Origin of the sequence: Amycolatopsis dendrobii (genome assembly GCF_014145675.1) — a bacterium.
Taxonomy (GTDB): Bacteria; Actinomycetota; Actinomycetes; order Mycobacteriales; family Pseudonocardiaceae; genus Amycolatopsis; species Amycolatopsis dendrobii.
Genome location: NZ_JACGZW010000006.1, coordinates 132,371 through 146,121 on the forward strand (window position 1 = coordinate 132,371; position 13,751 = coordinate 146,121).

Below are 13,751 nucleotides of genomic sequence, written 5' to 3' on the forward strand. Positions count from 1 at the left end.
CACGCCGCCCCACCTAGGCTGGGGCATCATGCGTACCCGGTACCGGTGGTCGGCGCCGCTGGCCCTCCTCGCCTGCGGCGGCCTCGTGCTTTCCGGCTGCGCCCGGTTCGACGACACCGCCGCCGGCCAGACGTTCACCCCCGCGCCGGTGCCGAGCCCGGAATCGCCGCCGCAGGTCCAGGAGCACGGCGACGGCCCCGGCAGCGGTCCCCGCAATGGCCCCGCGCAAGCGCCGCCCTCGCCGGTTCCGCCTCCGCAGGGCTGCAAGGACTTCGACAAGGCCGTCATCGCCACCTGCCTGGACACAGTCGCCGCCGTCGCCGGACTTCCCGGCGAAGGATCCGCGCCCGCCGCTCTCGCCGGTGAACGGAAAACCGGCCGGGTGATGCTGGCCGGCTCGGGCCATGACGCGACGTCGTTCGCGCAACTGGACGTCCAGGCCGACGGCGACGGAGGTCTCACTAGCCTGGCGCTGTCGCCGAGCTATGTCGAGGATCAACTGGTCTTCGCGTACATCACCACGGCGTCGGACAACCGAGTCGTGCGGTTCGCGAAGGGCCAGGCTCCGAAGCCGGTGCTGACCGGAATCCCGAAGGGCCCGACCGGCAACCGCGGTGCGCTGGCCAGCGACGGAAGCGGCGCACTGCTCGTCGCGACAGGCGACGCAGGCAATCCTGCCGCGGCCGCGGACCCGAATTCCCTGGCAGGCAAGGTCCTGCGCATCGACGTCTCCGGGAAGCCAGCGACCGGCAATCCCACGTCCGGGTCCGCCGTCTATGCCGCAGGCTTGCACTCCCCCGGCGGCATCTGCCGTTCGTCCGACGGGAAGCGCACGTGGGTGACCGATCACCCAGCCAGCGGCCCGGACGCCGTGTACCGCCTCCAGCCCGGACAGCCGCTCAGCACACCCGCGTGGACCTGGCAGGACAAGCCGTCCCTAGGCGGCTGCGTCGATTTCGTCGACGCGAACGGCATCCTCGGCATCGCGTCGTCCACCGGCATGCAGAACGTGCCGGTCAACAAGGACGGCGCGGTCACCGGCAAGCCGACGGTCACCCTCGACGGCAAAAGCAAGGCCGCCACGACGTACGGCCGGCTCTCCGCCATGAGCATGATCAACCCTCAACTGGCCGTCGCCGGAACCGTCAACAAGGACGGCGGCAAACCGGTCTCCAGTGACGACCGCGTGGTCCTGATCGTGGTGAGCGACACGGGCGGCGGTCCGGGCAAGGACTGACGTCGGACACACCGAGCCGAGCCTTTCCCAGGCTCAATTGACCGGCTGACCTGCGGTTAGCCACTTGGCGGCGACAGCCTGACCCCGGCCACACGACATTCTGCTTCCACTCGAACCGCACCCTTGCCGTGCCCAGCGCTCCCGACCGACATGACGGCCCAGCCAGCGTCGCCGCTAAATGGCGAATCCACCAGGCCGGGTCCCCACTGGGCATGAGTCGCCGCTCAACGCCCAATCCGACAAGGGCCAACTCTCGATCCGAGGGGCCTGTAGCCAGCTAGCAGCGAACCCGCCGAAGCCAGTCGACGAGAGGCCCCGTCGCCACTGAGCGGCAGATCTGGCAGAAGCCCAGCCAGGACCGACCCGCGTCGCCGTTCAGCGGCGACGACGGGGAGCCCGGCTCTCCGCCCGAGCCGCCCGGATGTCCACTATCGCCACCACGACCGAGCCGACCGCGAATGCCATCCCCAGATACCGCCCGAGCCCACCCGAGATCGACACCCCAGCAGCGTCCAGGAACGCCCGTTGATCGCTGTCGAAAACCCAGTCCAGCGTCGTCCAGCCGATCACCATCAGCAACACCGTCGCCAGGCCGCCCACCAGCCACAACTGCGGCAACCCGCTCACCCGTGCCTTGGTGACCTGCCCGAACAGCACCACCGCAAGACCGACCACGGCCAGCAGCAGCGGCGGACCCCACGAGAAGAGATCCGAATTCCATGCCGTGCGCACGACGTCGCTGTGCGGCAACGTCCCGAATGCTTCGCGGACGTCGGACGTCGCGGTGTCCGCCGACAACACGGTCCAGGGCAAGGCTGTCGACCCGACCGCGAGCAGCCCGGCCGCCAGGCCGAGCCACTCGCGCCAGGTGACGCGTCGAAGCGAAAAAGCCACTCAGGAACCGACGCGCTCGATGATCAGCTCGCGCACCCGCTTGGCGTCGGCCTGACCCTTGGTCGCCTTCATGACCGCGCCGACGATCGCGCCCGCCGCGGCGACCTTGCCGCCGCGGATCTTGTCAGCGATGTCCGGCTGCGCGGCCAGGGCTTCGTCGACAGCGGTGAGCAGCGCCGAATCGTCAGAGACGACCTTCAGGCCGCGCTTCTCGACGACCTCGCGCGGCGAACCTTCGCCCGCGAGAACGCCCTGCACGACCTCCTTGGCGAGCTTGTTCGTCAGCTCCCCGGAGGACACGAGCCCGATCACCTCGGCGACCTGCGCCGGCGTGATCGCCAGCTCGGTCAGCTCGACCTCGCGCGTGTTCGCTTCCTGCGCCAGCGTGTTGACCCACCAGCCGCGCGCCTCGTCCGGCGTCGCGCCAGCCTCGACCGTCGCAGCGACGAGGTCGACGGCACCGACGTTCAGCAGGTCGCGCAGCGCTTCGTCGGAGAGCTTCCACTCTTCCTGGATCCGCTTGCGCCGCTCCCACGGCATCTCCGGCAGCGTCGCGCGCAGCTCCTCGACCCACTCGCGCGACGGCGCGATCGGCACGAGGTCGGGCTCCGGGAAGTACCGGTAGTCCTCCGCGGTTTCCTTGGCACGACCAGACGACGTGGTGCCGTCGGCCTCCTGGAAGTGCCGCGTCTCCTGCCGGATCGACCCGCCTTCGGCGAGAATCGCCGCCTGGCGCGTCATCTCGTACCGCACCGCGCGCTCGACGCTGCGCAGCGAGTTGACGTTCTTCGTCTCGGTGCGCGTGCCGAATTCCGTCGCGTCCTTGGCCATCAGCGACACGTTCGCGTCGCAGCGCAGCGAGCCCTGGTCCATGCGGACGTCGGACACGTCGAGCGCCCGCAGCAGGTCGCGCAGTGCGGTGACGTACGCGCGCGCCACCTCGGGCGCCCGCTCGCCGGTGCCGGTGATCGGCTTGGTCACGATCTCGATCAGCGGCACGCCGGCGCGGTTGTAGTCGAGCAGCGAGTGCTCGGCGCCGTGGATTCGCCCGGTCGCGCCGCCGATGTGCAGCGACTTGCCGGTGTCCTCCTCCATGTGCGCGCGCTCGATCTCGACGCGCACGACCTCACCGTCGTCCAGTGTCACGTCGAGGTAGCCGTCGAACGCGATCGGCTCGTCGTACTGCGACGTCTGGAAGTTCTTCGGCATGTCCGGGTAGAAGTAGTTCTTCCGGGCGAACCGGCACCACTCCGCGATCTCGCAGTTGAGCGCGAGACCGATCCGGATCGCGCCCTCGACCGCCTTGCCGTTCACGGCCGGCAGCGAACCGGGCAGCCCAAGGCAGGTCGGGCACGTCTTGGTGTTCGGCTCGCCGCCGAACTCGTTGACGCAGCCGCAGAACATCTTCGTGTTCGTGCTGAGCTCCACGTGGACCTCGAGCCCGAGCACGGGGTCGAACCGCTCGATGACCTCGGCGTAGTCCATCAACTCGGCCACGGCAGTCACTTCGTTCCTCCCAGCTCCGGAGCCTGGTGCACGAGCGAGCCGCCGGCAGCGGCGTCGCGCGCGGCCTCGTACGCGGCGCCGACGCGGTACAGCCGGTCGTCGGCGAGCGCCGGGGCCATGATCTGCAGGCCGACCGGCAGTCCGTCCTCGTCGGACAGTCCGCTCGGGACGCTCATGGCGGCGTTGCCCGCGAGGTTCGACGGGATGGTGCACAGGTCGGCGAGGTACATCGCCATCGGGTCGTCCACGCGCTCGCCGAGCTTGAACGCCGTGGTCGGCGTCGTCGGCGACACGAGCACGTCGACCTTCTCGAAGGCCTGCGTGAAGTCGCGAGTGATGAGCGTGCGCACCTTCTGCGCGGAGCCGTAATACGCGTCGTAGTAGCCCGACGAAAGCGCGTACGTGCCGAGCATGATGCGACGCTTCACTTCAGCGCCGAAGCCCTTCTCGCGGGTCAGCGACATCACTTCTTCGGCGCTGTGCTCGCCGTCGTCCGAGACGCGCAGGCCATACCGCATCGCGTCGAAGCGCGCGAGGTTCGACGACGCTTCGCTCGGCGCGATCAGGTAGTACGCGGGCAGCGCGTACGTGAAGTGCGGGCACGACACCTCGACCACTTCGGCGCCGAGAGCGCGAAGCTGCTCCACGGCAGCCTCGAACGACCGCAGCACGCCTGCCTGGTAACCGTCGCCGCCGAACTCCTTCACGACGCCGACGCGTACGCCGGACAGATCGCCCTTAGCGCCTTCGCGCGCCGCGGCCACAACCGGGGGCACCGGCGCGTTGATGGATGTCGAGTCCATCGGGTCGTAGCCAGCGATCGCTTCGTGCAGCAGTGCGGCGTCAAGCACCGTACGCGCGCACGGCCCGGCCTGATCGAGCGAAGACGAGAACGCCACGAGCCCGTAGCGCGACACACCGCCGTACGTCGGCTTCACGCCCACTGTGCCGGTGACAGCACCGGGCTGGCGGATCGAGCCGCCAGTGTCCGTGCCGATCGCGAGAGCCGCTTCGAACGCCGAAATCGCCGCGGACGAGCCACCGCCCGAACCGCCCGGGATGCGCGCGTGGTCCCACGGGTTGTGCGTCGGGCCGTACGCCGAGTTCTCCGTGGAGGAGCCCATCGCGAACTCGTCCATGTTCGTCTTGCCGAGGATCACGACGCCCGCTTCGCGCAACTTGCGCGTGACGGTCGCGTCGTACGGCGGCAGCCATCCTTCGAGCGTGCGGGACCCGCAGGTCGTCGGGATGCCCTTCGTGGTCAGCACGTCCTTCAGCGCCAGCGGGACGCCCGCCAGCGGCGACGCGGGCTGCTCTCCCGCGGCCAGTTGCTCGTCGACAGCCTTGGCCGCGCCGAGCGCGCCTTCAGTGTCGACGTGCAGGAATGCGTGCACGTGGTCGTCCACCGCGGAAATCCGGTCCAGGTGCGCCTGCGCGACCTCGACGGCGGACACCTCGCGCGAGTGGATCTTCGCCGCCAGTTCGGCGGCGGTCAGCTTGACGAGTTCGCTCACTGTTCTTCTCCCAGGATCCGCGGCACCCGGAACCGGCCGTCCTCGGCGGCCGGCGCGGCGGCCAGCGCGTCCTGCTGCTCGAGACTGGGCCGGACGGTGTCCTCGCGGAAGACGTTCGTCAGCGGCACGGCGTGCGAGGTCGGCGGGACGTCCTCCTCGGCGACTTCGCTGACCTTCGCGACCGAGTCCAGGATCTGGTCGAGCTGGCCGGCGAAAACGTCCAGCTCGTCGTCGGTCACGGCCAGCCTGGCCAGCCTGGCGAGGTGTGCGACCTCGTCTCGGGAAATGTTGGGCACGCGGGTGACTCCCGGGGTGTGCTGTGCGGGTGCTCTCGGAAGCTGCAAGTCTATGGTGACGGCGTCGGACGGTTCGACCGGGTTATCGGGCCGCGGGCGCCGGGCAGGGCGTCCCGCTTGCCGGACAGCGGGCCCCCGCGGGTACCCGGTCTGTCACAATCGGCGCCCGGCAAGCGCGTCCCACGACAGGGCTGGGACGCCTGAGGCGAGAGGGGCGCGTGGTGTCGTTCCTGATCCGGGTCCAGCTACCGGACTCCCCCGGCACCCTCGGCGCGGTCGCGACCGCGCTCGGCACGGTCGGGGCCGACATCCTGAGCGTGGACGTGGTGGAACGCGGCGGCGGGCTCGCGATCGACGACCTGGTGGTCGAACTCCCGTCGGGCCGGCTCCCGGACGCGCTGATCACCGCGGCCGAGAGCGTGGAAGGCGTCGAGGTCGACGCGGTGCGGCCGTACGCGGGCATCCTCGACACCCATCGCGAACTCGAACTTGTCGAGGAGATCGCCGCGCAGCCGAAGGCCGGGCTGGATTTGCTCGCCGAAGGTGTGCCGAAGATCATCCGCGCCGGGTGGGCGGTGATCGTCGAACATTCGGAATCGGGACCTCGCCGCTTGGCTTCGTCGAGCGCGGCGCCGGAGAACCCGTTCACGGACTTGCCATGGCTGCCGCTGGAGCGCGCGACGGTCTTGGACGGCGAGGATTCGTGGGTTCCGGAGACGTGGAAGGAACTCGGCACCGAACTAGCCGCTACTCCGCTGGGCAAACCGGGGAAGGCGATGCTCGTCGCCCGGCCGGGCGGGCCCAACTTCCGTGCCGCGGAAGTCGCTCGGCTGGCGCACTTCGCCGGGATCGTCGCGGTGGTTCTGGACGGGTGACCCAAGGCTTGGGTCAGCTGTCCTGAAGCTTTGAAGGCGATCGAGTTAAGCATTTGGCCGATCTCGGTTGCCGATAATCCGCCGGTCGAACGCCGCGGCCAGCATCGATTCAAGGCTGACTCGGCCGTTCTTTGCACTTGAGTTCAGTCGCCTTCGACTGTCCTCAAGCGCAGACAATCTCCCTCAAGAAGCTGGCATTGCCCGCTAACGGCTACCGATTCCCCTGGGTGCGCCGAGCGATCAGCACTTGTCGGCAAAGAGGGTGACGACTGTGTCAGCAGAAACCACGGTTCCAGGCTTGGGATCCTGCCCGGTCTGACACCAGCTCCGATCGATGATCATCATCCGCTTCTTCCCGGACGAATCGACCTCTCGCAGGTTGTACAGCCCAGCCGCCTGCATGGCGTCCTGCGCGTCCTGATGGTTCATGCCGGACACGTCAGGGACTTTGATCGTCGCCGAGTGCGCAGCGCTGGCCGGCGCGCTCACGGTCGCTGTCGCTGACGGGGCTGCCGTCGCAGTCACGGTCTCGATCGTGACTGTCGTTGAGGTGCCACCAGGCTGCGGTGCCGTGTTGCACGCAACAGCAAGAAACGCGGCAACGCCAACGACCGGTACTGCGGATTGAACGAACTTCGCCATGATCACGCTTCCTCGGTACGAGTCGGTACTTCACGCGTGACAGCTTGAGTCGAAGTCAGACATCTAGTCGTTACAGCCCGTACCCCGTCGAATCTCGCCAAACAGACGCGCGCGCAACCGTCCGCAAGCGACGTCCCTGACCGCTCCCGCCCTACACACGCTCACCGCCAGCACCGCCAAAGCGCCCACCAGTACCTGACGAAAGCCGGCGCGGGTTCGCCAAACCGTCGCCACTCAACGGCGAAAACCGGCGGCAACCCCCGTCCCACGCTTTCGCCAAAAACCGGCAAAAGTCTTTGACCTGCAGTAACGAGAGGTCAGAAGCCGTACTCGTAGGCGATCAGGTTGACCCCCGGATGCGGATGCCAGTCCCGCCCCGGCAAGCGCCGGAACCCGATCCGCTCGTAGAGCCGGTGCGCCTTCCGCATCACGTCGAGGCTGCTCAGCACGACCCGGTCGACGCCGAGTTCCCGGCCCCGAGTCAGCACCGCCTGGGTGAGCGCCTCCCCGACCCCTCGCCCGCGCGCCGCCTCCGCGACCGCGAGCATGCGGAACTCCAACTCCCCCGGCCGGGAAATCTCGGACAGTTCGCTCCCCGGCTGAACGATCGCGACCGAGCCAAGGACCTGTCCGTCCGGACCGACCGCGACCAGCAACTCAGCGTGCTCAGCACGTCCCGACACGTCACGAAGTTTCGCCTCGTATGCCGCGTCCGTGTCGAAGAAACCCTCGATCCGGTAAGCCTCGACAGTCACCTCGCCGAGCGCCTCGAACTCATCCGGCCGCGCCGGACGGATCTCCACCTCACTCATCGCCGCCCTCAGCTTCCTCGTCCGCACCGGTGTCGAGCGCCAATTCCGCGGCCGCTTCCGGGCCGCGCTCCAGCAACGCACGGAACCCGTTCTCGTCCAGCACTGGCACCTTCAACTGCACAGCCTTGTCGTACTTCGACCCGGGAGCATCGCCCACTACGACGAACGCCGTCTTCTTCGACACAGACCCCGCGGCCTTGCCGCCCCGCGCCATGATGACTTCCTTCGCTTCGTCACGGGAAAACCCGTCCAGCGAACCGGTCACCACGATCGACAAGCCCTCGAGATTCCGCGGGATGGACTCGTCGCGCTCTTCCTCCATCCGAACCCCGGACCGTCGCCATTTTTCGACGATTTCCCGGTGCCAGTCGACCTCGAACCATTCCTGCACGGCGTGCGCGATGGTCGGGCCGACGCCGTCGACGTCCGCGAGCTCCTCCTCGCTCGCGTCCTCGATCCGTTGCAACGAGCCGAATTCGCGCGCGAGCGCCTGTGCCGCAGTCGGCCCGACATGCCGGATCGACAGCGCGACGATCACCTTCCACAGCGGACGGTCTTTCGCCGAATCGAGGTTCGTCAGAAGCTTCCGCGCGTTCGCCGACAGGTCGCCGGCCTTGGTGCGGAACAACTCCACCTCGGCGAGCGCCTCCTCGGTGAGGTCGAAGACGTCGCCCTCGTCGGCGACCACCCTGGCGTCGAGCAGTGCGACCGCCGCCTCATACCCGAGCACCTCGATGTCGAACGCACCGCGGCCAGCGAGGTGGAACAGCCGTTCCCGCAGCTGCGCAGGACAGAACCGGGTGTTCGGGCACCGGATGTCCTTGTCGCCTTCCTTTTGATAAGCGAGTTCCGTGCCGCATTCCGGGCATTCGGTGGGCATCACGAATTCGCGCTCGTCACCGGTCCGCGCGTCGACGACGGGGCCGAGCACCTCGGGAATCACGTCGCCGGCCTTGCGGATCACGATCCGATCGCCGATCAGCACGCCCTTGCGCTTGACCTCCTCTTGGTTGTGCAGCGTCGCGCGCGCGACCGTCGAGCCCGCGACCTTGACTGGCTCGGTGACAGCGAACGGCGTGACCCGTCCTGTGCGTCCGACGCCGACCTGGATGTCGAGCAGCGTCGTGATCGCCTCTTCCGGCGCGTATTTGTACGCGATCGCCCACCGTGGCGCACGCGACGTGGTGCCGAGCCGGCGCTGCAAAGCGACCTGATCGACCTTGATCACCACACCGTCGATCTCGTGCTCGGCGTCGTGCCGATGTTCACCCCAATAGGCGATGTGATCGGTGAGCTCCTTGCCCGTCCGCAGCACTCGCGTGTGCGGCGACACCGGCAATCCCCAAGCCGCCAACGCGTCATAGGCGTGCGACTGCGTAACCGGCTCGAAACCGTCGCGCTTGCCGAGGCCGTGGCAGATCAGCCGCAGCCGGCGCTCCCTGGTGATTTTCGGGTCCTTCTGCCGCAGCGACCCGGCAGCCGTGTTCCGCGGGTTCGCGTACGGCGGCTTGCCCGCCTCGACCATCTTCGCGTTCAGCTCAAGAAAGTCCTCGACGCGGAAGTAGACCTCGCCGCGCACCTCGACGAGCTTCGGCACCGGGAACTCGTCGGTGCCGGTGAGCTGGTCCGGCACCTGATCGAGGGTGCGGATGTTGAGCGTGACGTCCTCGCCCGTACGCCCGTCGCCGCGGGTAAGCCCCCTGGTGAGCTTGCCGTTTTCGTAGAGCAGGTTGATGGCCAGGCCGTCGATCTTCAGCTCGGCCAGGTACTCCGTGGACCCGATTTCCTTCTCGACCCGTTCGACCCAGGCGAGGAACTCGTCGGTGTCGAAGACGTTGTCCAGGCTCAGCATGCGCTCGAGGTGGTCGTGCGCGGTGAACTCGGTGGAGAACGTGCCGCCGACGTTCTGGGTCGGCGAATCCGGCGTGACCAGCGCCGGATATTCGTCTTCGATCTCCTGGAGGTCGCCGAGGAGCGCGTCGAACTGACCGTCGGAGACGATCGGCGAATCCAGCACGTAGTACCGGAACTGATGGCCGCGGATCTCCTCGGCAAGCGCGCCGTGCCGCTCGCGCACGTCGGCCGGTACGTCGGTCACGTCCTGGGCGGCCTCCACGGCCACCTGGTCTTGGGGAAGGTCGGTGCTGCTCACAGGTGGTGAGCCTAGCCGGAGGCACCGACACTTTCGTCCGGTTGCTCCGTCAGCCCGCGGACCAGTTCCCGGAACTCCAGCAGATCGATCGTGCCCTCCGGCACCGCCTCAGCGGTCTCGACCCGGCGAAGCCGCTCGGCGGCCAGACGCTCGCCCAACGTCGCGTCGAGCGGCAGGAATGTCATCGTGGTGCGGGAAGCATCGTCCAGCTCCGCAAAAGCCGGATGATGGACCGCGACGTCAACCACGCCGTCGTCCACCTGTGCGACAACCCGGACGTCGGCGAGCGAGATCCGATGCTCGCCCAGGTTCACCGTCACCTCGGTCGGGTCCGGGACCGGAGGCACCGAATCGTGGTACTCCCAGATCGCGTCGTCCGGCGGTCCAGCCGCTTTCCACGCGTCGGTGTACGGGCGCAGCTCCGGGTCTTCCTGTCCGCTGACGACCAATGCGTAAATGGCGGTCCGGCCGCGTTCGAGCGAGAAGTGCAGCCGCGGATGCAACGTCTCGACCAGCACACACAGGTCATGCTCGACCCGATGCGGCTCGCCTTCGCCCAGCGCGGCACTGACCTCGGGCAGAAGGTCGTACCACCCTTCCCAGAACGCGGCTGCCGCAGCGGCGGCGTCGGACGGCACCTGCTGTTCAGGCCATGGCGTACGGGGATCTGGCGGCGCGGCCTCGGTGTCGGCTTCCGAGCGGCGACGACGGAACAAACGCATGATTCGGAATTCCCCCGGTTGTTTCTCTTCGCCAGCCACGGTACGCGCCACGACAGCGGCACGTCCGCGAAATCACCAGTTCTCGGGCGGCTCCACGAACCCTTTGCCCAGGTCGCGACTAAGAGCGAGAGCCCGGCGCATCCACTCGTTAGTGGCACCGGCCAGACCGCATGCAGGCGTCGGAACAGCACGCTCGGCCAGGATTGAACGGTTGAACCCCAGCCGGTCCACGAGCTTGAGCGCGGGCGACGCTAAGTCCTTCAGGCTCGGTGCCGTCACCGGGTCCGTGGCTGGTACAAGCCCTAGGAAGAACGAGATACCGCTGTCCCAAGCCTCGCCGATCTCGTCCAGAAGCTCGGCGGACGCACCGGCGAGCATGCTGACGTCGAACGCAATGGCCCCAGCATCCGCAGCACGGAAGAGCGCGATCGGCGGGCGCGGAGCGCAGCAGTGGACGATCACCGGCTGCCCAGTCAGCGCGCCGATCCGTTCGATCGTCGTCGCGAGCAGCTCCCGAACCTCAGGCTCAGGTACCGCCGGCACGTTGCCGTATCCCGATGGAGTCGGCAGTTTTCCAGCGAGAACAGCAGGCAACGACGGCTCGTCGAGCTGCACGACCACCGGCGCGCCAGTCCTCGCAGTCAGCTCCGCGACGTGCTGGGCGAGCCCGTCGAGCAGCGACGCGGTGAAGTCCCGCAACGCCCCGCGGTCGGTGAGCACCCGATGTCCGCGGGCAAGCTCGATCCCAGCGCCGAGCGTCCAGGGCCCGGCGATCTGGGTCTTGAGAACGGCCGGCGCACCAGTGTTCTCGCGGGCGGCCTGGACGGCGTCGAGATCCCACTGGAGCAGGTCACGCCCACGACGATGGTCGTGACCGGGCCGCCCGGCGACGCGGTAGCCGCTGGGCACAACCTCGACCGCGAGATCCACGAGCAACGCCGCGGTCCGGCCGACCAGGTCGGCACCGACGCCGCGAGCCGGCAATTCGGGCACATACGGGAAGCCGGGAAGCTCTCCGAACACCACGGCGGCGGCCTCGACGGGATCGGTCCCCGGCATTGACCCGATTCCCGTCGCCGCGCCCGCGGGCCAAGGTCGTTCACTCACAGGCCGGATTGTCGCGGAACGTACGGGCGGCGTCAGCACCGCCCCTGTGGACAAGCTTCACCCAGCCGCGCGGCAATAGCCGGACATTCGCCGCATATCCCTTTGCCTGCACCGAATTCGCGGTCACCGCGTTAGTCTGGATCGTCATGACCAGCTCCGCCCCGCCACCGCCCGGCAAAACACCCGGTGACGCCACCGCCCGGGAGCCGCATCGGGGCAGCATGCCCGGAACACCGGGCCGCCGGGCTTCAAGCCGCTCCTTTGAGCGGACTCTCTTCACAGAGCCGGTCCTTTACGTCAGCCGAGAGGCGCGGCCGACCGCCGCCGGCCAGGAGTACGGCGTGTTCGACCGCCACGGCTTCCACATTGGCGGCGTAGCCGTCACGACGCCCAGCTTTCTGCACAGGGTCATTCAGCATCTGTGGAAATCCGACCAGCACGTCAGCCGCAGGTTCGAGGTCCGCGACGCGAACCAGAGCACTGTCCTCAAGGTCGAGAAACCTTCGAAGGACCCGCTGGCCCGCTTCGTGGTCACCCGCGCGGACGGGACACCGATCGGCGAGATCGTCCCGACCGCCGCAGGCCGCGTCCGTTTCACCCTTCGAGCCGAAGGCAAGACGATCGCCACCGTCATCGCCAGTGGCCGGCAACGCTGGGAAGTCACAGTCGAAGACCCAGCCGGCACCGAGGTCGCCCAAGTCGGAGTTCCGTCGCCGGAGCTTTCGCCGATCAGCGGCAACGCCTGCCTCGCAGAGATCCCGCGGCAGGTCCCCGAGCCGCTGGCCAGCATGCTCGTCGCGACAACGTTGACTATGGACCTCGCGCTCACCGCGCGACCCGGCTGATCACGTGACCGGTGTCTCAGCCCCGCCAGGTGGACAGCGACCGAAATACGGCCCAATGTAAGGAAAGTCCGGGACGCCGAGGTCCCGCCTGGACGGAGGTCGCCGTGGAGCCGTTGCCCGAAGGCAGTAACTCGAACTGGGCCGATCCCGGGGTCTACGAAGTGGCTGCGGGCGTCTACCGGATCCCCTTGCCTCTCCCGAACGACGCCCTGCGCGCGGTCAACGTCTACGCCATCACCGACGGCACGAACCTCGTGCTCGTCGACTCGGGGTGGGCCCTCACCGAATCTCGCCAGCTGCTGGCCGACGCGCTCAAGGCGATCGACGCCGAGCTCGGAGATGTCCGCGAGTTCCTCATCACCCATGTCCACCGTGACCACTACACACAGGCAGTCGCGCTTCGGCGCGAATTCGGCAACCGGATCGCCCTCGGCAAGCTCGAGCAGCCTTCACTCGACGCGAGCGCCAACCCGAACCAGTTCCCCATGCAAGCCCAACTCGACCTCCTTCGCCTAAGCGACGGGCACGAGGTCATCACCGCGCTCAGCAAGCTGTTCGGTTCGGAACCTCGCCACACCGAGGCGAATCTTTGGGAAGAGCCGGACGAATGGCTGACGCCCGGCCGGCGGGCGGTGCTGCCCGACCGCGAGTTCGACGTAGTCCACACCCCAGGACACACCAACGGACATGTGGTTTTCGTCGACGGCGCAGCCAACCTGTTGTTCTCCGGCGACCACGTGCTCCCGCACATCACTCCGTCGATCGGCTTCCAGCCGGTTCCGGCTGAGTTGCCGCTGAACGACTATCTCGACTCCCTCCGCCTGGTTCGGGGCATGCCGGACCGGCGCATGTTGCCGGCTCACGGCCCAGTCACCGGCAGCGTGCATGCCCGCATCGACGAACTTCTCGAACACCACCGGCAACGTCTCGAAACGATGACGGCTCAGATCGAAGCCGGAGCAAGCACTGCTTTCGAAGCTGCGAGCCGCCTCGGCTGGACCCGCCGCGGCCGCAAGCTGTCCGAAATGGACGCCTTCAATCAGATGCTCGCCGTCCTGGAGACCGGCGCACACCTGGACCTGCTGGTTTCACAGAACAAGCTCGCGGCTGAAAACGTCGACGGCATTCGCCGCTACAAGACCACGTAGC

13 protein-coding genes are annotated in these 13,751 nt (G+C 68.0%); 4 read left to right on the forward strand and 9 right to left on the reverse strand.

What is annotated here, in order from left to right:
• The first annotated feature begins 28 nt into the window (after nucleotides 1–28).
• Nucleotides 29–1,237, forward strand: a complete 1,209-nt coding sequence (locus H4281_RS18745) for a PQQ-dependent sugar dehydrogenase (RefSeq protein WP_182892585.1) — start codon at nucleotides 29–31, stop codon at nucleotides 1,235–1,237.
• A 375-nt stretch (nucleotides 1,238–1,612) separates the two neighbouring features.
• Here the strand turns inward: H4281_RS18745 and H4281_RS18750 are convergent, their stop codons facing one another.
• Genes H4281_RS18750 through gatC form a run of 4 tightly spaced genes read right to left on the reverse strand, consistent with a single transcriptional unit; the run spans nucleotide 1,613 to nucleotide 5,447 of the window.
• The gene (locus H4281_RS18750) at nucleotides 1,613–2,131 is read right to left on the reverse strand and encodes a hypothetical protein (RefSeq protein ID WP_182892231.1); all 519 of its coding nucleotides are present in this window, start codon (nucleotides 2,129–2,131) and stop codon (nucleotides 1,613–1,615) included.
• Entirely contained in the window at nucleotides 2,132–3,637 is a 1,506-nt protein-coding gene (gatB, locus tag H4281_RS18755; protein WP_182892232.1) for an Asp-tRNA(Asn)/Glu-tRNA(Gln) amidotransferase subunit GatB, read from the reverse strand.
• Entirely contained in the window at nucleotides 3,634–5,151 is a 1,518-nt protein-coding gene (gene gatA, locus H4281_RS18760) for an Asp-tRNA(Asn)/Glu-tRNA(Gln) amidotransferase subunit GatA (RefSeq protein WP_182892233.1), read from the reverse strand. The genes gatB and gatA overlap by 4 nt, the downstream gene beginning before the upstream one ends.
• On the reverse strand, nucleotides 5,148–5,447 hold the full coding sequence (gene gatC / locus H4281_RS18765; protein WP_037811790.1) for an Asp-tRNA(Asn)/Glu-tRNA(Gln) amidotransferase subunit GatC: 300 nt from the start codon (nucleotides 5,445–5,447) through the stop codon (nucleotides 5,148–5,150). The genes gatA and gatC overlap by 4 nt, the downstream gene beginning before the upstream one ends.
• A 221-nt stretch (nucleotides 5,448–5,668) precedes the next feature.
• On the opposite strand from gatC, the gene H4281_RS18770 reads away from it, so the two are divergent.
• Entirely contained in the window at nucleotides 5,669–6,322 is a 654-nt protein-coding gene (locus H4281_RS18770; protein WP_037367388.1) for an ACT domain-containing protein, read from the forward strand.
• Between the two features lie 240 nt (nucleotides 6,323–6,562).
• Here H4281_RS18770 and H4281_RS18775 read toward each other — a convergent pair whose 3' ends face one another.
• The 5 genes from H4281_RS18775 to H4281_RS18795 all read right to left on the reverse strand — a co-directional run bounded on the left by H4281_RS18775 (nucleotide 6,563) and on the right by H4281_RS18795 (nucleotide 11,757).
• Nucleotides 6,563–6,964, reverse strand: coding sequence for a PASTA domain-containing protein (locus H4281_RS18775; protein ID WP_182892234.1), 402 nt, complete (start codon nucleotides 6,962–6,964; stop codon nucleotides 6,563–6,565).
• Between the two features lie 317 nt (nucleotides 6,965–7,281).
• Entirely contained in the window at nucleotides 7,282–7,776 is a 495-nt protein-coding gene (locus H4281_RS18780; RefSeq protein ID WP_182892235.1) for a GNAT family N-acetyltransferase, read from the reverse strand.
• Complete coding sequence (gene ligA / locus H4281_RS18785; protein ID WP_182892236.1) at nucleotides 7,769–9,928, reverse strand: NAD-dependent DNA ligase LigA; 2,160 nt, start codon at nucleotides 9,926–9,928, stop codon at nucleotides 7,769–7,771. The genes H4281_RS18780 and ligA overlap by 8 nt, the downstream gene beginning before the upstream one ends.
• A gap of 11 nt (nucleotides 9,929–9,939) precedes the next feature.
• The gene (locus tag H4281_RS18790; protein ID WP_182892237.1) at nucleotides 9,940–10,650 is read right to left on the reverse strand and encodes a hypothetical protein; all 711 of its coding nucleotides are present in this window, start codon (nucleotides 10,648–10,650) and stop codon (nucleotides 9,940–9,942) included.
• A gap of 72 nt (nucleotides 10,651–10,722) precedes the next feature.
• Entirely contained in the window at nucleotides 10,723–11,757 is a 1,035-nt protein-coding gene (locus H4281_RS18795) for a methionine synthase (protein WP_182892238.1), read from the reverse strand.
• An 8-nt stretch (nucleotides 11,758–11,765) separates the two neighbouring features.
• Here H4281_RS18795 and H4281_RS18800 point away from each other — a divergent pair, with 8 nt between their 5' ends.
• Nucleotides 11,766–12,602: a hypothetical protein gene (locus H4281_RS18800; protein ID WP_182892239.1), complete on the forward strand. Its 837-nt coding sequence runs from the start codon at nucleotides 11,766–11,768 to the stop codon at nucleotides 12,600–12,602.
• A gap of 104 nt (nucleotides 12,603–12,706) precedes the next feature.
• Entirely contained in the window at nucleotides 12,707–13,750 is a 1,044-nt protein-coding gene (locus H4281_RS18805) for an MBL fold metallo-hydrolase (RefSeq protein ID WP_182892240.1), read from the forward strand.
• Nucleotide 13,751: the final 1 nt, after the last annotated feature.

Bases quoted from the DNA above. Each gene is read 5' to 3' on its own strand.
- H4281_RS18745 (WP_182892585.1), top strand. From the start codon at position 29: ATGCGTACCCGGTACCGGTGGTCGGCGCCGCTGGCCCTCCTCGCCTGC.
- H4281_RS18775 (WP_182892234.1), bottom strand. From the start codon at position 6,964: ATGGCGAAGTTCGTTCAATCCGCAGTACCGGTCGTTGGCGTTGCCGCG.
- H4281_RS18780 (WP_182892235.1), bottom strand. From the start codon at position 7,776: ATGAGTGAGGTGGAGATCCGTCCGGCGCGGCCGGATGAGTTCGAGGCG.
- H4281_RS18790 (WP_182892237.1), bottom strand. From the start codon at position 10,650: ATGCGTTTGTTCCGTCGTCGCCGCTCGGAAGCCGACACCGAGGCCGCG.